At 60.1% G+C, this 18,874-nt stretch carries 20 protein-coding genes; 7 read left to right on the top strand and 13 right to left on the bottom strand.

The window, feature by feature from the left end; translation table 11 throughout:
* Window positions 1-16: 16 nt before the first annotated feature.
* Window positions 17-1,177, bottom strand: coding sequence for a Do family serine endopeptidase AlgW (gene algW, locus F475_RS17045; protein ID WP_018927192.1), 1,161 nt, complete (start codon window positions 1,175-1,177; stop codon window positions 17-19).
* Window positions 1,178-1,279: 102 nt separating this feature from the next.
* On the opposite strand from algW, the gene F475_RS17040 reads away from it, so the two are divergent.
* The 3 genes from F475_RS17040 to cysN all read left to right on the top strand — a co-directional run bounded on the left by F475_RS17040 (window position 1,280) and on the right by cysN (window position 5,010).
* Window positions 1,280-2,038 carry a Nif3-like dinuclear metal center hexameric protein gene (locus tag F475_RS17040; protein WP_111454340.1) on the top strand — a complete coding sequence of 253 codons (759 nt, stop codon included), beginning with the start codon at window positions 1,280-1,282 and terminating at the stop codon, window positions 2,036-2,038.
* A gap of 146 nt (window positions 2,039-2,184) precedes the next feature.
* The gene (gene cysD / locus F475_RS17035; RefSeq protein ID WP_007941268.1) at window positions 2,185-3,102 is read left to right on the top strand and encodes a sulfate adenylyltransferase subunit CysD; all 918 of its coding nucleotides are present in this window, start codon (window positions 2,185-2,187) and stop codon (window positions 3,100-3,102) included.
* A 9-nt stretch (window positions 3,103-3,111) separates the two neighbouring features.
* The gene (gene cysN, locus F475_RS17030) at window positions 3,112-5,010 is read left to right on the top strand and encodes a sulfate adenylyltransferase subunit CysN (RefSeq protein ID WP_018927190.1); all 1,899 of its coding nucleotides are present in this window, start codon (window positions 3,112-3,114) and stop codon (window positions 5,008-5,010) included.
* Between the two features lie 83 nt (window positions 5,011-5,093).
* Here cysN and F475_RS17025 read toward each other — a convergent pair whose 3' ends face one another.
* From F475_RS17025 to F475_RS17015, 3 genes are read right to left on the bottom strand one after another with little or no spacing between them, the layout of a single operon-like run.
* On the bottom strand, window positions 5,094-5,999 hold the full coding sequence (locus F475_RS17025; protein WP_064620287.1) for an acyltransferase: 906 nt from the start codon (window positions 5,997-5,999) through the stop codon (window positions 5,094-5,096).
* Window positions 6,000-8,099, bottom strand: a complete 2,100-nt coding sequence (pta, locus tag F475_RS17020) for a phosphate acetyltransferase (RefSeq protein ID WP_064620284.1) — start codon at window positions 8,097-8,099, stop codon at window positions 6,000-6,002. It abuts the gene before it with no gap.
* Between the two features lie 60 nt (window positions 8,100-8,159).
* Complete coding sequence (locus F475_RS17015) at window positions 8,160-8,498, bottom strand: DUF3565 domain-containing protein (RefSeq protein ID WP_111454353.1); 339 nt, start codon at window positions 8,496-8,498, stop codon at window positions 8,160-8,162.
* Between F475_RS17015 and F475_RS17010 the strand changes: the two genes are divergently transcribed.
* The 3 genes from F475_RS17010 to F475_RS17000 all read left to right on the top strand — a co-directional run bounded on the left by F475_RS17010 (window position 8,467) and on the right by F475_RS17000 (window position 10,852).
* Window positions 8,467-8,952: a peptidylprolyl isomerase gene (locus tag F475_RS17010; protein WP_007942189.1), complete on the top strand. Its 486-nt coding sequence runs from the start codon at window positions 8,467-8,469 to the stop codon at window positions 8,950-8,952. The genes F475_RS17015 and F475_RS17010 overlap by 32 nt on opposite strands.
* Before the next feature lie 124 nt (window positions 8,953-9,076).
* Window positions 9,077-9,559 carry a glutathione peroxidase gene (locus F475_RS17005; RefSeq protein ID WP_064620279.1) on the top strand — a complete coding sequence of 161 codons (483 nt, stop codon included), beginning with the start codon at window positions 9,077-9,079 and terminating at the stop codon, window positions 9,557-9,559.
* 189 nt (window positions 9,560-9,748) lie between these two features.
* Window positions 9,749-10,852, top strand: a complete 1,104-nt coding sequence (locus tag F475_RS17000; RefSeq protein ID WP_111454339.1) for an NADH:flavin oxidoreductase — start codon at window positions 9,749-9,751, stop codon at window positions 10,850-10,852.
* A gap of 68 nt (window positions 10,853-10,920) precedes the next feature.
* On the opposite strand, the gene F475_RS16995 is transcribed toward F475_RS17000, so the two are convergent.
* The gene (locus F475_RS16995) at window positions 10,921-12,120 is read right to left on the bottom strand and encodes a glycosyltransferase family 1 protein (RefSeq protein WP_111454338.1); all 1,200 of its coding nucleotides are present in this window, start codon (window positions 12,118-12,120) and stop codon (window positions 10,921-10,923) included.
* A gap of 40 nt (window positions 12,121-12,160) precedes the next feature.
* Entirely contained in the window at window positions 12,161-12,916 is a 756-nt protein-coding gene (gene cysZ, locus F475_RS16990; RefSeq protein ID WP_018927183.1) for a sulfate transporter CysZ, read from the bottom strand.
* Window positions 12,917-13,230: 314 nt separating this feature from the next.
* On the opposite strand from cysZ, the gene trxB reads away from it, so the two are divergent.
* Window positions 13,231-14,193, top strand: coding sequence for a thioredoxin-disulfide reductase (gene trxB, locus F475_RS16980; protein ID WP_018927182.1), 963 nt, complete (start codon window positions 13,231-13,233; stop codon window positions 14,191-14,193).
* A gap of 60 nt (window positions 14,194-14,253) precedes the next feature.
* Here the strand turns inward: trxB and F475_RS16975 are convergent, their stop codons facing one another.
* The 7 genes from F475_RS16975 to F475_RS16945 all read right to left on the bottom strand — a co-directional run bounded on the left by F475_RS16975 (window position 14,254) and on the right by F475_RS16945 (window position 18,697).
* On the bottom strand, window positions 14,254-15,504 hold the full coding sequence (locus F475_RS16975) for an aspartate aminotransferase family protein (RefSeq protein WP_111454337.1): 1,251 nt from the start codon (window positions 15,502-15,504) through the stop codon (window positions 14,254-14,256).
* A gap of 171 nt (window positions 15,505-15,675) precedes the next feature.
* Complete coding sequence (locus F475_RS16970; RefSeq protein ID WP_018927180.1) at window positions 15,676-16,014, bottom strand: HopJ type III effector protein; 339 nt, start codon at window positions 16,012-16,014, stop codon at window positions 15,676-15,678.
* Window positions 16,007-16,303, bottom strand: coding sequence for a DUF1244 domain-containing protein (locus F475_RS16965; protein ID WP_018927179.1), 297 nt, complete (start codon window positions 16,301-16,303; stop codon window positions 16,007-16,009). Before F475_RS16965 ends, F475_RS16970 begins: the two co-directional genes overlap by 8 nt.
* Window positions 16,304-16,371: 68 nt before the next feature.
* Window positions 16,372-16,743, bottom strand: coding sequence for a dihydroneopterin triphosphate 2'-epimerase (folX, locus tag F475_RS16960; RefSeq protein WP_007942179.1), 372 nt, complete (start codon window positions 16,741-16,743; stop codon window positions 16,372-16,374).
* A 2-nt stretch (window positions 16,744-16,745) separates the two neighbouring features.
* On the bottom strand, window positions 16,746-17,321 hold the full coding sequence (gene folE / locus F475_RS16955; RefSeq protein WP_018927177.1) for a GTP cyclohydrolase I FolE: 576 nt from the start codon (window positions 17,319-17,321) through the stop codon (window positions 16,746-16,748).
* Between the two features lie 23 nt (window positions 17,322-17,344).
* The gene (gene folM / locus F475_RS16950; RefSeq protein ID WP_018927176.1) at window positions 17,345-18,055 is read right to left on the bottom strand and encodes a dihydromonapterin reductase; all 711 of its coding nucleotides are present in this window, start codon (window positions 18,053-18,055) and stop codon (window positions 17,345-17,347) included.
* A 72-nt stretch (window positions 18,056-18,127) separates the two neighbouring features.
* Window positions 18,128-18,697: an antibiotic biosynthesis monooxygenase gene (locus tag F475_RS16945; RefSeq protein ID WP_111454336.1), complete on the bottom strand. Its 570-nt coding sequence runs from the start codon at window positions 18,695-18,697 to the stop codon at window positions 18,128-18,130.
* Between the last annotated feature and the right edge of the window lie 177 nt (window positions 18,698-18,874).

Below are 18,874 nucleotides of genomic sequence, written 5' to 3'. Positions count from 1 at the left end.
TCCCACAGGGTCCCGCTTACTCTTCTTCTTTTTCCTGGATCGGCGCCGGCGGCGGACGCAGACCGATTTCTGCGGTGAGCTTGAGTTCTTTACCGTTGCGCATCACCTGAATCGTGACCTTGTCGGTCGGTTTGATGCGCGCCACCTGGTTCATTGACTTGCGACCATCGCCAGCCGGTTCACCGTCGATGCTGAGGATCACGTCGCCCAATTGCAGGCCGGCCTTTTGCGCCGGGCCGTCACGGAAAATCCCCGCGACCACAATTCCCGGGCGTCCCGACAGGCCAAACGATTCCGCCAGTTCCTGACTCAACGGTTGCACTTCGATGCCGAGCCAGCCGCGAATCACCTGGCCGTGCTCGATGATCGACTTCATCACCTCCATCGCCAGTTTGACCGGGATCGCGAAGCCGATGCCTTGCGAGCCACCGGACTTGGAGAAGATCGCCGTGTTGATGCCGGTCAGGTTACCGTTGGCGTCCACCAGTGCACCGCCGGAGTTGCCGGGGTTGATCGCGGCATCGGTCTGGATGAAGTCTTCGTAGTTGTTCAGGCCCAACTGATTGCGCCCGGTGGCGCTGATGATCCCCATGGTCACGGTCTGGCCGACGCCGAACGGGTTGCCGATGGCCAGGGCCACGTCGCCGATGCGCAGGTTGTCGGAACGGCCGACGGTGATCGACGGCAGGTTTTTCAGGTCGATCTTCAATACCGCGAGGTCGGTTTCCGGGTCGCTGCCGATGACCCGGGCCAGGGTTTCACGACCATCCTTGAGCGCCACCACAATCTGGTCGGCACCGCTGGTCACGTGGTTGTTGGTCAGCAGGTAACCTTCCGGGCTCATGATCACGCCCGAACCGAGGCTCGACTCCATGCGCTTCTGCTTGGGCGAGTTGTCGCCGAAGAAGCGGCGGAACTGCGGGTCTTCAAACAGCGGATGGCTGGGTTTGTTGACCACTTTGGTGGTGTAAAGGTTGACCACCGACGGCGCAGCCGTGGTCACCGCATCGGCATAGGACACCGGGCCCTGCTGCACACCAAGGGTTTGCGGGGCTTGTTGCAGATTGACGTCGAGGCTTGGCAGCCCGACCCACTGCGGGTAACGCTGAATAATCAGTAGAGCGACAAGCACGCCGGCCAACAGCGGCCAGCCGGAAAAACGCAGCGCCTTGAGCATTAAGCACGTCCTGAGAGGTTGCAGGCGGTATGAGACTGCCCATAATGTCGCGCATTATACGAGGCCGCGCGCGCCTCTGAACGGGATATTTAGGAGTCTTTTATGGCCGTCGCCCTGAGCACCCTGGTCGAAGAAGCCGACCGTTACCTGGCAAGTGCCAAGATCGCCGATTACTGCCCCAACGGCTTGCAGGTCGAAGGCCGGCCGCAAGTAATGCGCATCGTCAGCGGCGTCACCGCCAGCCAGGCGTTGCTGGACGCCGCAGTGGAGGCCCAGGCCGATCTGGTGCTGGTGCATCACGGCTATTTCTGGAAAGGCGAGAACCCGTGCATCACCGGCATGAAGCAGCGCCGGTTGAAAACCCTGCTCAAGCACGACATCAGCCTGCTGTCCTATCACTTGCCGCTGGACCTGCACCCGGAAGTCGGCAACAACGTACAGCTCGCCCGGCAGTTGGACATTACCATCGAAGGCCCGCTGGATCCGGACAACCTGAAAATCGTCGGCCTGGTCGGCTCGTTGAGCGAACCGATGACCCCCCGCGATTTCGCCCGCCGAGTACAGGAAGTCATGGGGCGCGAGCCGTTACTGATCGAAGGCAGCGAGATGATTCGTCGGGTCGGCTGGTGCACCGGTGGTGCCCAGGGTTACATTGACCAGGCGGTGTTGGCCGGTGTCGATCTGTACCTTAGCGGCGAGGCCTCCGAGCAGACGTTCCACAGCGCCCGGGAAAACGACATCAGTTTCATCGCCGCCGGCCACCATGCCACCGAGCGTTACGGTGTACAGGCTTTGGGTGATTACCTGGCGCGACGTTTCGCCCTCGAGCACATCTTCATCGATTGCCCGAACCCGATTTGACTACAGGGCTGGAGCCCAAACGAGGGGGTATATTCATATACCCTTTCGATCTAGCCACCGTCCTGATTAGAAGAGGGCGCTGTGCTAGGATTCCCCGCTCGAACACGGCCCGCAGGCCGTCCATAAGATCGTTTTCGTGAGTAGCCATGGTCGACAAACTGACGCATCTGAAACAGCTGGAGGCCGAAAGCATCCACATCATCCGCGAGGTCGCCGCCGAGTTCGATAACCCGGTGATGCTGTACTCCGTCGGTAAAGACTCCGCCGTGATGCTGCACCTTGCGCGCAAGGCATTCTTCCCGGGCAAACTTCCGTTTCCGGTGATGCACGTCGACACCCAGTGGAAGTTCAAGGAAATGTACGCGTTCCGCGACCGCATGGTCGAAGAGCTCGGCCTGGACCTGCTGGTACACGTCAACCCCGAGGGTGTTGCGCAGGGTATCAACCCGCTGACCCACGGCAGTGCCAAGCACACCGACATCATGAAGACCGAAGGCCTCAAGCAGGCCCTCGACAAGTATGGCTTCGACGCCGCATTCGGTGGCGCCCGTCGCGACGAAGAGAAGTCCCGTGCCAAAGAGCGCGTGTATTCCTTCCGTGACAGCAAGCACCGCTGGGACCCGAAAAACCAGCGCCCGGAGCTGTGGAACGTCTACAACGGCAAGGTCAACAAGGGTGAATCGATCCGCGTATTCCCGTTGTCGAACTGGACCGAACTGGACATCTGGCAGTACATCTACCTGGAAGGCATCCCGATCGTACCGCTGTATTTCGCAGCCGAGCGTGATGTCATCGAGATGAACGGCACCTGGATCATGATCGACGACGAACGCCTGCTCAATCACCTGAGCGACGAAGACAAGGCGCGCATCGTCAAGAAGAAGGTCCGTTTCCGTACACTGGGCGACTACCCGTTGACCGGTGCTGTCGAGTCTGAGGCCACCAGCCTGACCGACATCATTCAGGAAATGCTCCTGACGCGAACTTCCGAACGCCAGGGCCGAGTCATCGATCACGATGGCGCCGGTTCCATGGAAGAAAAGAAACGTCAGGGTTATTTCTAAGGGGTTGTCATGTCGCACGCATCTGATTTGATCAGCGAGGACATCCTCGCCTACCTGGGCCAGCATGAACGCAAGGAAATGCTGCGCTTTCTGACTTGTGGCAACGTCGACGACGGCAAGAGCACCTTGATCGGGCGCCTGCTGCACGACTCCAAAATGATTTACGAAGATCATCTGGAAGCCATTACACGCGACTCGAAAAAAGTCGGCACCACCGGCGAAGACATCGACCTGGCGTTGCTGGTCGACGGCTTGCAGGCCGAGCGTGAGCAGGGCATCACCATCGATGTCGCCTACCGCTATTTCTCTACCGCCAAGCGCAAATTCATCATCGCCGATACCCCCGGCCATGAGCAGTACACCCGCAACATGGCCACCGGTGCATCCACCTGTGACCTAGCGATCATCCTGGTCGACGCCCGTTACGGCGTGCAGACCCAGACCCGTCGCCACAGCTTTATCGCCTCGTTGCTGGGCATCAAGCACATCGTGGTCGCCATCAACAAGATGGACCTCAACGGCTTCGACGAAAGCGTATTTGAGTCGATCAAGGCCGATTACCTGAAGTTCGCCGAAGGCATCGCGTTCAAGCCGAGCACCATGGCATTCGTGCCGATGTCCGCGCTCAAGGGCGACAACGTGGTGAACAAGTCCGAGCGCTCGCCGTGGTACACCGGCCAGTCGCTGATGGAAATCCTCGAAACCGTCGAAATCGCCAGCGACCGCAACTACACCGACCTGCGTTTCCCGGTGCAGTACGTCAACCGTCCGAACCTGAACTTCCGTGGTTTCGCCGGCACCCTGGCCAGCGGCATCGTGCACAAGGGCGACGAAGTCGTCGTGTTGCCGTCGGGCAAGAGCAGCCGCGTGAAATCCATTGTCACCTTCGAAGGTGAGCTGGAGCATGCAGGCCCTGGTCAAGCGGTGACGCTGACCATGGAAGACGAGATCGACATTTCCCGTGGCGACTTGCTGGTGCACGCCGATAACCAGCCGCAAGTGACCGACGCCTTCGACGCCATGCTGGTGTGGATGGCCGAAGAGCCGATGCTGCCGGGCAAGAAGTACGACATCAAGCGCGCCACGACTTACGTGCCGGGCTCGATCACCAGCATCGTCAATCGCGTGGACGTGAACACCTTGGCCGAAGGCCCTGCCAGCTCGTTGCAGCTGAACGAGATCGGTCGGGTCAAGATCAGCCTCGACGCGGCCATTGCGCTGGACGGTTACGACAGCAACCGCACCACGGGTTCGTTCATCGTCATCGACCGTTTGACCAACGGCACGGTCGCGGCCGGCATGATCATCGCTCAGCCGCTGGCGCATGGCAGCAGCTCCCACCACGGCAAACTGGCCCATGTAGCCACCGAAGAACGCGCCCAGCGCTTCGGTCAGCAACCGGCCACCGTGTTGTTCAGCGGCCTGTCGGGCGCTGGCAAAAGCACCCTGGCGTATGCGGTTGAACGCAAGCTGTTCGACATGGGGCGCGCGGTGTTTGTACTCGATGGCCAGAACCTGCGTCATGACCTGAACAAAGGTCTGCCGCAGGATCGCGCCGGGCGCACCGAGAATTGGCGTCGTGCGGCGCACGTTGCGCGTCAGTTCAACGAAGCCGGCCTGCTGACACTGGCGGCGTTCGTTGCCCCGAGTGCCGAAGGTCGTGAGCAGGCCAAGGACCTGATCGGCAAGGAGCGTCTGCTGACGGTCTACGTCCAGGCCTCGCCGACGGTCTGCGCCGAGCGTGATCCGCAAGGCCTGTACGCGGCGGGTGGCGACAACATCCCGGGCGAATCCTTCCCGTACGACGTGCCGCTGGATGCCGATCTGGTGATCGACACCCAGTCGCTGTCGCTGGAAGAAAGCGTCAAGCAAGTGCTGGATCTGCTGCGCAAGCGTGGCGCGATCTAAGCATTAGCTGAAAACAAAAAGCCCGCAGATGAGTGATCATCTGCGGGCTTTTTTGTGTCCGGGAGGACACCTTCGCGGGCACCTCAAGAATTCACTGGATACTCCCGGTGCATTTGTCCCAACAGCGCATCCTTGTCATTCCACAACTGATTGATCCAGCCCTGAAACTCCAGGCGATACACCCCGTCCTGGTCGTAGTTCTTGCCAACGAACTGTGGTGGAATCTTCAGCTCCTGAAAGTGCACCACTACATCCTTCACATTGCCGCAGAGCAAATCCCAATAGCCTGGACGCCCGGCCGGGTAGTGGATGGTCACGTTGACGATGGCTTCCAGCTGGTCGCCCATGGCATCCAGCACAAAGGCAATGCCGCCCGCTTTCGGCTTCAGCAGGTAGCGGAACGGTGAACTCTGCTGGGCGTGTTTGCCCTCGGTAAAGCGTGTGCCTTCGACGAAGTTGAAAATCCCCACCGGGTTATTGCGGAACTTGTCGCAGGTCTTGCGGGTGGTCTCCAGGTCTTTGCCTTTCTTCTGCGGATGCTTTTCCAGATAGGCCTTGGAGTAACGCTTCATGAACGGAAAACCCAACGCCCACCACGCCAGGCCAATCACCGGTACCCAGATCAGTTCCTGTTTGAGGAAGAACTTCAGCGGGCGGATGCGACGGTTGAGCACGTACTGCAGCACCATGATGTCGACCCAGCTCTGGTGGTTGCTGGTGATCAGATAGGAGTGCCGATAGTCCAGGTCTTGCAAGCCGCTGAGGTGCCAGCGTGTGCGGCAAACCAGATTCATCCAGCCCTTGTTGTTACTGATCCACGCTTCGTGGGTATGACTCATCAGCCAACGCGCGAAACGTTGGGTGAGGGCGAACGGCAACACTTTGAACAGCGCCACACAGAACAGAAACGAGCAGAGCAGAATCGTATTCAGCGCCAACAGCAGCGAGGCGATCACGCCGCGCACGGGTGCAGGTAGAAAATCCAGCATTTAAATATCCATAGGTCGGTTGGCCGCTTGAATCGCGGTCAACGCGATGGTGTACACGATGTCGTCGACTTGCGCGCCACGCGGCAGGTCGTTCACCGGTTTGCGCAGGCCTTGCAGCATTGGCCCGAGGCTGACGCAGTCGGCGCTGCGTTGCACGGCTTTGTGGGTGGTATTGCCGGTGTTCAGGTCGGGGAACACGAACACCGTGGCACGACCGGCCACCTGACTGTTCGGCGCCAGTTGCCGGGCCACGGTTTCGTTGGCAGCGGCATCGTATTGCAACGGGCCGTCGATCAGCAGTGAGTGTTGCTGTTCGTGGGCGAGCAAGGTGGCCTCGCGAACCTTCTCGACTTCTTCGCCGCTGGCCGATTCACCGCTGGAGTAGCTGATCATCGCCACTCGCGGAGTGATGCCGAACGCCGCTGCCGAGTCGGCGCTTTGCAAGGCGATCTCGGCCAGTTCGCTGGCGCTCGGGTGCGGGTTCATCACGCAGTCGCCGTAGATCAGCACTTCTTCGGGGAACAGCATGAAGAACACCGACGACACCAGGGTGCAACCCGGCGCGGTCTTGATCAGTTGCAGGGCCGGGCGGATGGTGTTGGCGGTGGAGTGAATGACCCCGGACACCAGCCCGTCGACTTCATCCAGCGCCAGCATCATGGTGCCGATCACCACGGTGTCTTCCAGTTGCTGCTCGGCCATCGGCGCGTTGAGGCTTTTGGTCTTGCGCAGCGCAACCATCGGCTCGACATAACGCTCGCGAATCAGGTCCGGGTCGAGGATTTCCAGCCCCGGTGGCAACTCGATGCCTTGGGCGCGGGCGACCGCCTCGACGTCTGCCGGTTTGGCCAGCAATACACAACGGGCAATGCCCCGGGCCTGGCAGATCGCGGCGGCCTGCACGGTCAACGGCTCGCTGCCCTCGGGCAACACGATGCGCTTGTTGGCGGCCTGGGCGCGCTGGATCAGTTGATAGCGGAACACCGCGGGCGACAGGCGCATTTCCCGCGGCGTGCCGCAGCGTTGGTGCAGCCAGTTGGCGTCGAGGTGGCTGGCGACGAAATCGGTGATGATCTCCGCGCGCTCGCGGTCGTCGATCGGGATTTCCTTGTTCAAACCGTTCAACTGGTTGGCGGTGTCGTAGGAACCGGTACTCACCGACAACACCGGCAGACCGGCCTGCAAGGCGCCACGGCACAGCTCCATGATGCGTGGGTCGGGCAGGGTGTCGCTGGTCAGCAGCAGGCCGGCCAGGGGCACGCCGTTCATCGCCGCGAGGCTGACCGCGAGGATGATGTCGTCGCGATCGCCGGGGGTCACCACCAGCACGCCGGGCTTGAGCAGCTCCACGGTGTTGCGCACGGTGCGGGCGCAAATGATGATTTTGGTCATGCGCCGGGTTTCGTAGTCACCGGCATTGAGCACCTGAGCGCCCATCAGCTCGGCCACGTCACGGGTGCGCGGCGCGTTCAGCTCCGGTTGAAACGGGATGCAGCCGAGCAGACGGAAGTCGCCACTGCGCAGCAACGGCGAGTGCTCTCTCAGGCGCGAGGCGAAGACGTCCATGCTTTCGTCGGTCTTGACCTTGTTGAGGATCACGCCCAGCACTTTCGGGTCTTTCGGCCCGCCGAACAATTGCGCCTGCAACTCCACCCGGCCGGACAATTCGGTCAGCACTTCGTTTTCCGGCGCCGAAACCAGAATCACGTCGGCGTCGAGGCTCTTGGCCAAGTGCAGGTTGACCCGCGCGGCGTAGCTGGCGCTGCGGGTCGGGACCATGCCTTCGACAATCAGCACGTCCTTGCCGATAGCGGCTTGCTGGTAAAGGGTGATGATTTCTTCGAGCAATTCGTCCAGCTGACCGTCGCCGAGCATCCGCTCGACATGGGCCAGGCCCAGCGGCTGGGGCGGTTTCAAGCCGTGGGTGCGGGCCACCAGTTCGGTGGAGCGTTCAGGGCCGGTGTCGCCCGGGTGCGGTTGGGCAATCGGTTTGAAAAAGCCGACTTTGAGGCCGGCCCGCTCAAGGGTACGCACCAGCCCGAGGCTGATGGAGGTCAGACCCACACCAAAATCGGTGGGCGCGATAAAAAAAGTTTGCATGCGGATTCTCTAAGGGTGCATGGCAATGGTGAACGCCTATGGCTGGCGTTCTACCGATATTCAGTGGTCAAGGTTATCGCTAACCGAGCCTTGTGCGCACCAACCGCAATCAAAGGGCTGGCCTATTTTTTCATTGCGTAGCGCAGGGTCCAGCACCCAGGCCCGGGATTGCCACGGCGGCTGGTGCCGCAGGTGTTGGGTATGGCCGCAGGACAGCTCGGCCACCCAGTGCCCGTCCTCGTCCTGATGGAAGCCTGTAATGGTCGAGGGTTTCATCGCACCCCGTTTGTCCGGGTTGTGTTCGCTTTCGGGCGATTGCTTCGCTAAACTTGGACATTCATCATTCTTATGCAAAAGGTCTCGCCCCATGCTGATCGCCGCCAATAAGGCTGTCTCCATCGACTATACCCTGACCAACGACGCTGGTGAGGTCATCGACAGCTCCGCCGGCGGCGCGCCGCTGGTCTACCTGCAAGGCGCAGGTAACATCATCCCGGGCCTGGAAAAGGCACTGGAAGGCAAAGCAGTCGGTGACGAACTGACTGTTGCCGTAGAACCTGAAGATGCCTACGGCGAATACGCAGCCGAACTGGTCAGCACCCTGAGCCGCAGCATGTTCGAAGGCGTCGACGAACTGGAAGTGGGCATGCAGTTCCACGCTTCCGCTCCGGACGGCCAGATGCAGATCGTCACCATTCGCGATCTGGACGGCGACGATGTCACCGTCGACGGCAACCACCCGCTGGCCGGTCAGCGCCTGAATTTCCAGGTCAAGATCGTTGCCATCCGTGATGCCAGCCAGGAAGAAATCGCTCATGGTCACGTCCATGGCGAAGGTGGCCATCACCACTGATTTTCTGCGCTAAGCTTTCGAGAACTGGAGAGGCGCCCGAGGGCGCCTTTTTAGTCCGCGGCTGTCCTTGGCGACATGACCAAGTGGCTGTTTCGAGAAGAACACGGGAAATTTGGAGTCCGTCATGAGTGCTTTTCACGACCTTACATTGAAAGCTTTGGATGGCCAGGAGTTACCTCTGGCGCCCTTCAAAGGGCACGTCGTGCTGGTGGTCAACGTCGCCTCCAAATGTGGCTTGACCCCACAGTACGCTGCTCTGGAAAACCTCTACCAGCAATACAAGGGCAAGGGTTTCAGCGTGCTGGGCTTGCCGTGCAACCAGTTTGCCGGGCAGGAACCGGGCACAGAGCAGGAAATCCAGGCGTTCTGCAGCCTCAACTATGGCGTGACCTTTCCGTTGTCCAGCAAGCTGGAAGTCAACGGTCACGAACGTCATCAGCTGTACCGCCTGCTGGCGGGCGAGGGTGCGGAGTTTCCGGGCGACATCACCTGGAACTTCGAAAAATTCCTGTTGGGCAAGGACGGTCGCGTATTGGCGCGGTTCTCGCCGCGTACGGCGCCGGATGATCCTTCTGTTATCCAGGCGATTGAAAAAGCTCTGAGTTAAAAGCGCAGATCAAGATCAAAAGATCGCAGCCTTCGGCAGCTACAGGTATTCACATTCCTCTGTAGAAGCTGCCGAAGGCTGCGATCTTTTCGTTTCTAATCCTTAATCACTCAAATCAATAGTGCTGTTCAAGGCAGGGCGCCCTCCATATTATCGCCGTCATAAAGCCTATGTCCCGTGGAGCGTCCAATGCCTGTCAAAGCCCTGTTCAAGCCTTTTCACCTCGGCGCTCTCGAACTGCCGACCCGCGTCGTCATGGCACCGATGACCCGCTCGTTTTCGCCGGGCGGCGTGCCCAACTCCAAAGTGATTGAATACTACCGTCGCCGCGCTGCCGCCGGAGTTGGCCTGATCATCACCGAAGGCACCACGGTCGGTCACAAGGCCTCCAACGGTTACCCGAACGTGCCGCACTTCTACGGTGAAGCCGCACTGGCCGGCTGGAAAAAAGTCGTCGATGCAGTGCATGCCGAAGGCGGCAAGATCGTTCCGCAGCTGTGGCATGTGGGCAGCGTGCGCCGTATCGGCACCGAGCCGGATGCCAGCGTGCCGGGTTATGGTCCGTCGGAAAAACTGAAAGACGGACAGGTCGTGGTTCACGGCATGACCCAGCAGGATATCCAGGAGGTGATCGCTGCGTTCGCCCAAGCCGCCAAAGACGCCCAGAGCATCGGCATGGACGGCGTGGAAATCCACGGTGCCCATGGTTATCTGGTGGACCAGTTCTTCTGGGAAGGCAGCAACCAGCGCACCGACGAATACGGTGGCAGCCTGGCCAACCGTTCGCGCTTCGCCATCGAATTGATTCAGGCGGTGCGTGCAGCAGTCGGCGAGGGATTCCCGATCATCTTCCGTTTCTCCCAGTGGAAGCAGCAGGACTACACCGCGCGTCTGGTGCAGACGCCAGAGGCGTTGGGCGAATTTCTCAAGCCGTTGTCCGATGCCGGCGTGGATATTTTCCACTGCTCGACACGCCGTTTCTGGGAGCCGGAGTTCGACGGCTCCGAACTGAACCTGGCCGGCTGGACACGCAAGCTCACCGGCAAGCCGACCATCACCGTTGGCAGCGTCGGCCTGGATGGCGAGTTCCTGCAATTCATGGTCAACACCGACAAGATCGCACAGCCGGCCAGCCTGGAAAAACTGCTGGAGCGGTTGAATAACGATGAGTTCGACCTGGTGGCGGTGGGTCGTGCGCTGTTGGTGGACCCGGACTGGGCGCAGAAAGTGCGTGACGGTCGTGAGCAGGACATCCTGCCGTTCAGCCGTGATGCGTTAATGACGCTGGTTTAAGCGGCGTCAGGAAAGGCCTATATCGCGGGCAAGCCTCGCTCCAAGGGCGAGGCTTGCCCGCGAAGCTTTTAAGGTAACAACGCCGCATCGGATAGAACTTGTTCCTGCGCGCAAGCCCCCCGCAACTGCCCCTCGAACTGCTCGATAATCGCCGCCCAGCCCTGACGGCTTGCATGCTGGCGGGCATTGAGCCGCATGCAGCGCAAGGTTTCGCGCTCCTCCAGCAGCCAACGTGCCGCATCGCAGAACGCCTGTTCATCCCCGGGCATGGCCAATACGCCGTTGTAGCCATGGCGAATATGCTGAGCCGCCGCAGCCTGATCGTACGCCACCACCCCCAGCCCTGAGGCCAATGCCTCAAGTACCACATTGCCGAAGGTTTCGGTCAGGCTCGGAAACAGAAACACATCCCCCGAGGCATAGTGACTGGCCAGCGCTTCGCCGCGTTGTGAGCCGCAAAAAATCGCCTCGGGCAATTCCTTTTCCAGCGCCGATCGTTGCGGACCGTCACCGACCACAATCAATTTCATGTTGCGCTGTGGATAAGTGGTTTTCAGCGCGTCGAAACTGCGCTTGAGCAGGCCAAGATTCTTCTCCTGGGCCAGGCGTCCTACGTGGATGAAGGCGATGTCATCCTCGGCCAGTCCCCATTGCTCACGCAGCGGTTTCAGTCGTTTGACCGGATGAAACAACTGGCTGTCGACGCCTCGAGAGAGTAACGCCAGACGCTCGAAACTGCGCCGCTCCAGCTCCAGTCGCTGGCTGGCGCTGGGCACCAGGGTCAGGGTCGAGCGATTGTGAAACCAGCGCAGGTAGTGGGTCAGCAAGCGCGTCAGCAACCCGAGCCCATACTGGCTGGAATACTGCTGAAAATTGGTATGAAAGCCGCTGACCACCGAAATCCCCAAACGCCGTGCCGCGCGTAACGCCGACAACCCCAGCGGTCCTTCGGTGGCGATGTACAACACGTCCGGGCGATGGCGCTTCCAGCGCCGCAGCAGCTTGTGCATCGACGACTGGCCCCATTGCAGGCCGGGATAACCCGGCAGCGGCCAGCCCCGACACAGCAGCAACTCATCATTGCTGCCCGTCAGCGGGTCGCCGCCCTGACGTGGCCGCACCAACTCGACCTGATGCCCGCGCGCGCGCAAACCGTCGAACAAGCGGCCAAGGGTATTGGCCACGCCGTTGATTTCCGGGGGGAAGGTTTCGGTGATCAGAGTGATATGCAGAGCTGTCGTCATGACCTCAGTGTCGGCTGAGGCCATGTCGTCATTGTGACGGTGGGATGATGGATATATGACGCGATTAACTGCGTTCCGCCACCAGATTCTCCGCGCCACGCTCACGCACCCAGAACAGCGTCGCGCCAGCCACGGCCGCCGGCATCATCAAAATGTTCACCACCGGAATCAGCAGCACCAGATAAACGATCCCGCCAAAACTCATGCTCTGCCAGCGCTTCTTGCGCAGCCAGGCGAGCATCTCGTTCCAGCCCAGCTTGTGGTTGTCCGCCGGGTAGTCGATGTACTGGATCGCCATCATCCACACCCCGAACAGCAGCCACAGAGGTGCGGCAATGATGTTGACCACCGGGATGAACGACAGGATGAACAGCCCGATGGCCCTTGGCAGGAAGTAGCCGAGCTTGCGCATTTCCCGGGTCAGGGTACGGGGGATCATGGCGATCAGTTCGCCCCAGCTGAAGGTCGGGAAATCGTCGGTGCCGCGCACCACCACTTCGACTTTCTCCGCGAGGAAGCCGTTGAACGGTGCTGCAATAACGTTGGCGAGCATTGTGAAGGTGAAGAACACCATCAACACCACCAACACCACGAATATCGGCCAGAGGATATAGCTGAGGAAGCTCAGCCAATCGGGCAGGGACGGCATCAGCGTATCGACCCATAGGCTGAACTGATGACCGGCCAGATAGATCAATCCGACGAACAGCACCAGGTTGATCGCCAGCGGCAGCAACACGAACAGACGCAGACTTGGGCTCAGGACCAGATTGAGGCCTTCGCGCAGGTATTGCGGGCCGGACAGAACGGGGGCGGGCATAACGTGCTCCGAACAAGAGGGAAACGCGCCGACCTTACCGGCTTTGCCTGAGGTGCGAAAGCGCGGTAGCGGCATCGACATTAACTGTAACAAAGGCGTCTATACATTCACTGCAACGGAATAGAGACCGCCTATGAGCTGGATTGTTAAACCGTATTTCCTTAATCTTCGCCCCCTCGATACGCTGCACCCATTCTTTTACAGGACTGTCGAGCCCAAGCCTTCCCCAAGTGCTTTCAACGGTCCTTTTTTATTCCCGCCGGCAATCCGGCGTTCCGCGCCCAGTGTTTCGGGCCGGTCAACAGGAGCAGGTCATGTCTGAAGTTCGTCATTCGCGAGTGATTATTCTCGGTTCCGGCCCTGCCGGTTACAGCGCTGCTGTCTATGCGGCCCGTGCCAACCTCAAGCCACTGCTGATCACCGGCATGCAAGCCGGCGGTCAACTGACCACCACCACCGAAGTCGACAACTGGCCGGGCGACGTCCACGGCCTGACCGGCCCGGCGCTGATGGAACGGATGAAAGAGCACGCCGAGCGCTTTGAAACCGAGATCGTGTTTGATCACATCAATGCCGTGGACTTCGCTGCCAAGCCGTACACCCTGATTGGCGACAGCGCGACTTACACCTGCGACGCCCTGATCATCGCTACCGGTGCCAGCGCTCGTTACCTGGGCCTGCCGTCGGAAGAAACGTTCATGGGCAAAGGCGTTTCGGCCTGCGCGACCTGTGACGGTTTCTTCTATCGCAACAAGCCAGTGGCTGTGGTCGGTGGCGGTAATACCGCTGTCGAAGAAGCGCTGTACCTGGCCAACATCGCCAGCACCGTGACCCTGATTCACCGTCGCGAAACGTTCCGCGCCGAGAAGATCCTGATCGACAAGCTCAATGCCCGGGTTGCCGAAGGCAAGATCATCCTGAAGTTGAACGCGACCCTGGACGAAGTGTTGGGCGACAACATGGGCGTGACCGGTGCTCGCCTGAAGAACAACGATGGCAGCTTCGACGAAATCAAAGTCGACGGCGTGTTCATCGCCATTGGCCACACCCCGAACACGTCGTTGTTCGAAGGTCAGCTGACGTTGAAAGACGGCTACCTGGTTGTACAGGGCGGCCGTGACGGCAACGCCACTGCCACCAGCGTCGAAGGTATCTTTGCTGCCGGTGACGTGGCCGACCACGTTTATCGTCAAGCCATCACCTCGGCCGGCGCCGGCTGCATGGCGGCACTGGACACAGAGCGTTACCTCGACGGCCTGCAGAACGTTTCGTTCTGATTCCGTAGAAAACAAAAAAACCGGCCTTGGCCGGTTTTTTTGTGGGCAGACGATTCTGCCTCAGGACAATTTCGCCAGGCACGCCTCAAGAATATCCAGCCCTTCTTCCAGCACGGCGGCCTCAGTGGTCAATGGCGCGAGCAGCCGAATGATGTGGCGCGACTTGCCGCTGGGCATCAGCAGCAAGCCCGAGTCTCGGGCCAGCGCCAGCAGTTGTGTCAATTGCGCCGAAGCCGGTGTGCCGTCGGCATTGATCAGTTCGATGCCGCGCATCGCACCCACGCCGGTCAAACGGCCCAGATACGGTGACAGTCCGCGTGCCCGCCAGGCTTCGTAGCGGCTGACAATCGCTTCTTCCTGCTGCGTGCCCCAGGCATGCAGATGTGCATCACTCATTTCGTTCAGGGTCGCCAGCGCGGCGGCGCAGGCGATGGGATTGCCTGAGTAGGTGCCGCCCAATCCGCCCTTGGGCAAGTTGTCGACTAGCGACTTGCGCCCGACAACCGCACCCAGCGGCACGCCACCGGCAATGCTTTTACCCAGCAGGATCAGGTCCGGCTCAATGCCCAGTCGCGAAAACGCAAACCGCTGGCCGGTGCGGCCGAAGCCGGACTGGATTTCATCGGCAATCAGCAAAATGCCTTTGTCATCACAGAAACGCCGCAGCGCCTGGGCGAATTCCACATCCATCGCCAGAAACCCGCCTTCGCCCTGTACCGGTTCGACGATAAAACAGGCCACGTCATTCACGTCGATCTCGACGCTGAACAGCCGATCCATCGCCTTCAGGGCCTCGGCGCAGGTCACGTCATTGTCTTTGCTGGGGAAGGGCAGGTGGTACACCGGCCCCGGCAGCACGCCGACTTTCTGCTTGTAAGGCGCGACCTTGCCGTTGAGGTTGAGGGTGGCCAGCGTGCGGCCGTGGAAGGCGCCGTCAAAGGCAATGATCGCGGTGCGGCCGGTGGCGCCGCGGACGATCTTCAGGGCGTTTTCCGCCGCTTCCGCGCCGCTGTTGGTGAGCATGCCGCTGACCGGGTAATCCACTGGAATAAACGCGGCCAGGCGATCCATGAGTTCGATGTAAGGCACATGGGGAGCCGCGTTGAACGCGTAGTGGGTCAGGCGGGTGGCTTGTTCACGAATGGCCTCGACGATGCGTGGATGGCAATGGCCGAGGTTCAGTACGCCGATTCCCCCGACAAAGTCGATGTAGCGCTTGCCATCGGTGTCCCAGACTTCGGCATTTTTTCCGTGGCTGAGACTGATGGGGTGAACAATGGAAATCGACTGACTGATGGTTTCGCTGCGCATGAATGGCTGACTCTGAAGAAGGGATGCTTCTTTTTATCTAAGCCGCGAGCAGAGGTGTCCGGCAAACGAAATAAAGTTGCCGGGTCAATCTTAAAAGTCGGGATGTGCCCTGATACCGATCGATGGCGACGCATAATCTGTGGCGAGGGAGCAAGCTCCCTCGCCACAGGTTTAGCGACGAGTCAGTGGCTGCTGAGCGAACTTCACACCCGCCAAGCCATGGGCAATCAACGCCCGGATATTGCCGTGGTCGCTGCCTTCGGGCGTAGCTACCACCGAGCGATAATGCTCGCCAAACGCCAACAGCGCTTCTTCATCGCTCAGACCTTCCAGCAGCGCCAGGCCCAGGGTCTTGCACGAGCCTTCGTTCTGCCCGGCTGCGTTTTCCACGCCACCGTTGTTGAAAGCCTGGGGCTGGTAGTCATAACCGGCGGCAATGAACGCCAGGGTGTCGGCGAAAACGTGTTCGCCACTCTTGAGGCTGGCGCGCAGGGTGTTCAAATCACTCATTGGGTTTTCCTTTGGCGAACGCCGCTTGTTGGTCGGCGCTGGCTTCTTTCTGGTATTGGGCTTTCCACTCGGCGTACGGCATGCCGTAAACCACTTCGCGGGCTTCATCGAGGCTGACGTCGATCTGGCGTTCGTCAGCGGCGGCCTTGTACCACTTGGACAGGCAGTTGCGGCAGAAACCCGAGAGGTTCATCAGGTCGATGTTCTGCACGTCCTTGCGGCTGTCCAGGTGGGCAACCAGCCGGCGAAAGGCGGCGGCTTCAAGTTCCAGGCGTTGTTGATCGTTCATGATGGGCTCTGTGCAATCAAATCGTGGCGCGGATGATAAAAGCCTGGCGAGCGATGCGCCAGACGCGGTCAGCGGCTTGCGGCCAGGGTAATCGACACCGACTCGGCGAAGCGCAGGGCGTGGGGCTTGTCGACTTCGACTTCGGCATACAGTACCGACTCGTTGGCCATGATCAGGTCCAGCAGCTCCTGGGTCAGGCGCTCGAGCAGGGCAAAGCGATTGCCTTCCACGTGGGCAATGATCGCCTTGGTGATGGTGCGGTAGTTCAGCGCGTGATCGATGTCGTTGTCACGCACGGCGTCCTGGGCGGCATACAGGATGGTCAGGTTGATCAGCACATCCTGCTTGTTGAGGATTTCGTCCTCGTTGATCCCGATGAAAGTTCGCAAACACAGGTCCTTGACCCGGATGCGTGCCATTCCTGGTTGAAGTTGTGGCATTGCTACTTGCTCCGTCCAATCAATTGCAGGAACTCCTGGCGGGTGTTGCTCGACTCGCGGAAGGCACCGAGCATCACCGAGGTGTTCATGGTCGAATTCTGTTTCTCGACGCCGCGCATCATCATGCACATGTGCTGGGCTTCGATGACCACCGCGACACCGGCGGCATCGGTCACTTGCTGCACGGCCTCGGCGATTTGCCGGGTGAGGTTCTCCTGGATTTGCAGGCGGCGGGCGAACATATCCACAAGCCGTGCAATCTTCGACAGGCCCAGCACCTTGCCCGTTGGAATATAAGCCACATGCGCCTTGCCGATGAAGGGCAACATGTGATGTTCACACAGCGAGTACAACTCGATGTTGTCGACAATGATCATTTCATCGTTGTCGGAGGCGAACAGTGCGCCGTTGACGATCTCTTCGACGCTCTGTTCGTAACCGTGACACAGGTATTGCATGGCCTTGGCGGCGCGCAACGGGGTGTCTTGCAGCCCTTCGCGGTCGGGGTTTTCACCCAGGCCGATAAGGATCTCGCGATAGCTCTGGGACAGGGCGCTGTGGGGCAGGGATAACGTCATGGGGACATCCTCGCGGGGGCGGCTTATTTGACGTGCCGTCCGCCATTGACGGTCAGGGTCGTGCCGGTGACATAAGGGTTGTCGAGCAAATAGCGCAGGCTCTGGTAGATCACTTCGCTGCCGGGCTCGATGCCCAGTGCGGATTTGGCCAGGACCCTGGCGCGGTACGCCGCGTCGTCGTCGGGATTGAACAGTAGCAGGGCTGGCGCGATACCGTTGACCTTGATATCTGGCGCGTACTTGGCGGCAAAGGACAGGGTCAGGCTGTCGAGCCCGGCTTTGCTGGCGCAGTAGCCGATGTGCTTGCTGCTGCCCTTTCGGGTCACGTCATCGCTGATGTGCACGATGTCGGCGGGGCTTGAGCGTCTGAGTAAATCGGCACAGTGCAGGTTGATCAGGTAGGGCGCCAGCATGTGCACGCTGAACATGCGGGTGAAGGCATTGGCTTCGGCGCCCGGGGTTTCGGCCAGCCATTCGGAGGCGTTGTGGACTATCGCCCGCAGGCTGTCGGTGTGGTTCTTCAATTCACCGATGAACGCGAGAATCCCGGCCTCGCTGGAAAAGTCCGCGAACACCGCTGTTGCTCCCAGATCGCGCAGGGTCTTTACGCCGGGGCGTTCGCTGCGGTAGCTGAAAATGACCGGATGGCCGTCTTCGAGCAAACGCTGCGCACAGTGCAGGCCGACACGCTGGCCGGCACCGGTGATGAGGATGGGGGCTGCGGAAGAGGTCATGAACGGCTCGCGTCGCGGTTAGAGCAAAACTATACCAGCGACGGGAGTCGTGCACCTACGCTCCTGCAAGAGTTACTGATTTTGGGTAGTAGGCGTTGCGGGCAACGGTTGTTGCGGTGCGGTGTTCAGCCAGCCGGCCAACAGATGGGTCGACAATGGAATGAAGAAATAAACCATCAGTGGTGTCAGGCACAGGGTGCTGACGAACACCCGGGCCAGCAATCCCGTTTCAGCCAATAACGGTCCCAGCACAAAGTTGAACAGCAGGGACACCGGAAAGAACGCCAGCCAGATCGCCACGGCCTGCTTCCAGCGTGGCGGGCGTTGCCCTACCGCACCGAACCAGCCATCGATGCCACTGACCCGATACTCCGAAGGATGGGCAAACAGATTGCTGCCGCGTCCCAGCCAAGCGGTACGCGACGCGGAATGCTCCCAGGCGTGCAGGGTCTGCTCGTCGGCGAAGCGGAAAATAATCTGGAATTCGTCATCCTCGGGCGGCGGAGCGAGCACGCCAGAACCGAGATAGCCGGGGAAGTCGGTGGCCAGTTGCTCGCCTTCGCGCAACCAGGCCATCAGGTCCTGATAACGCCCATCGGCGACACGACGCGCAACCATCAACGTGACGGGTGAAGTAGACATTGTGTATCTCCGTAAGGCAAACGCGTCGCTCCGGATAGGAGTTTCGCCAGGCACAGCGCCGGGGTAGTGGGCTGCGTCTTGGGACAAGCAAGGATTATTCCTGATTGTGTCTGGAACTTTCGTTCCAATTAGTTCAACGACGTGTTGAATATCACTGGGGTATGAGAGTAAAAATGT

It is taken from the genome of Pseudomonas sp. URMO17WK12:I6 (assembly GCF_003253625.1).
GTDB lineage: Bacteria > Pseudomonadota > Gammaproteobacteria > Pseudomonadales > Pseudomonadaceae > Aquipseudomonas.
The sequence above is the reverse complement of the archived record's forward strand: the minus strand, read 5'-3'. Positions and strand labels throughout refer to the sequence as shown.

Excerpts from the sequence above, each read along its gene's own strand:
- algW (WP_018927192.1), bottom strand. The coding sequence starts at position 1,177 with ATGCTCAAGGCGCTGCGTTTTTCCGGCTGGCCGCTGTTGGCCGGCGTG.
- F475_RS17040 (WP_111454340.1), top strand. The coding sequence starts at position 1,280 with ATGGCCGTCGCCCTGAGCACCCTGGTCGAAGAAGCCGACCGTTACCTG.
- cysD (WP_007941268.1), top strand. The coding sequence starts at position 2,185 with ATGGTCGACAAACTGACGCATCTGAAACAGCTGGAGGCCGAAAGCATC.
- cysN (WP_018927190.1), top strand. The coding sequence starts at position 3,112 with ATGTCGCACGCATCTGATTTGATCAGCGAGGACATCCTCGCCTACCTG.
- F475_RS17025 (WP_064620287.1), bottom strand. The coding sequence starts at position 5,999 with ATGCTGGATTTTCTACCTGCACCCGTGCGCGGCGTGATCGCCTCGCTG.
- pta (WP_064620284.1), bottom strand. The coding sequence starts at position 8,099 with ATGCAAACTTTTTTTATCGCGCCCACCGATTTTGGTGTGGGTCTGACC.
- F475_RS17010 (WP_007942189.1), top strand. The coding sequence starts at position 8,467 with ATGCTGATCGCCGCCAATAAGGCTGTCTCCATCGACTATACCCTGACC.
- F475_RS17015 (WP_111454353.1), bottom strand. The coding sequence starts at position 8,498 with ATGGAGACAGCCTTATTGGCGGCGATCAGCATGGGGCGAGACCTTTTG.
- F475_RS17005 (WP_064620279.1), top strand. The coding sequence starts at position 9,077 with ATGAGTGCTTTTCACGACCTTACATTGAAAGCTTTGGATGGCCAGGAG.
- F475_RS17000 (WP_111454339.1), top strand. The coding sequence starts at position 9,749 with ATGCCTGTCAAAGCCCTGTTCAAGCCTTTTCACCTCGGCGCTCTCGAA.
- F475_RS16995 (WP_111454338.1), bottom strand. The coding sequence starts at position 12,120 with ATGGCCTCAGCCGACACTGAGGTCATGACGACAGCTCTGCATATCACT.
- cysZ (WP_018927183.1), bottom strand. The coding sequence starts at position 12,916 with ATGCCCGCCCCCGTTCTGTCCGGCCCGCAATACCTGCGCGAAGGCCTC.
- trxB (WP_018927182.1), top strand. The coding sequence starts at position 13,231 with ATGTCTGAAGTTCGTCATTCGCGAGTGATTATTCTCGGTTCCGGCCCT.
- F475_RS16975 (WP_111454337.1), bottom strand. The coding sequence starts at position 15,504 with ATGCGCAGCGAAACCATCAGTCAGTCGATTTCCATTGTTCACCCCATC.
- F475_RS16970 (WP_018927180.1), bottom strand. The coding sequence starts at position 16,014 with ATGAGTGATTTGAACACCCTGCGCGCCAGCCTCAAGAGTGGCGAACAC.
- F475_RS16965 (WP_018927179.1), bottom strand. The coding sequence starts at position 16,303 with ATGAACGATCAACAACGCCTGGAACTTGAAGCCGCCGCCTTTCGCCGG.
- folX (WP_007942179.1), bottom strand. The coding sequence starts at position 16,743 with ATGCCACAACTTCAACCAGGAATGGCACGCATCCGGGTCAAGGACCTG.
- folE (WP_018927177.1), bottom strand. The coding sequence starts at position 17,321 with ATGACGTTATCCCTGCCCCACAGCGCCCTGTCCCAGAGCTATCGCGAG.
- folM (WP_018927176.1), bottom strand. The coding sequence starts at position 18,055 with ATGACCTCTTCCGCAGCCCCCATCCTCATCACCGGTGCCGGCCAGCGT.
- F475_RS16945 (WP_111454336.1), bottom strand. The coding sequence starts at position 18,697 with ATGTCTACTTCACCCGTCACGTTGATGGTTGCGCGTCGTGTCGCCGAT.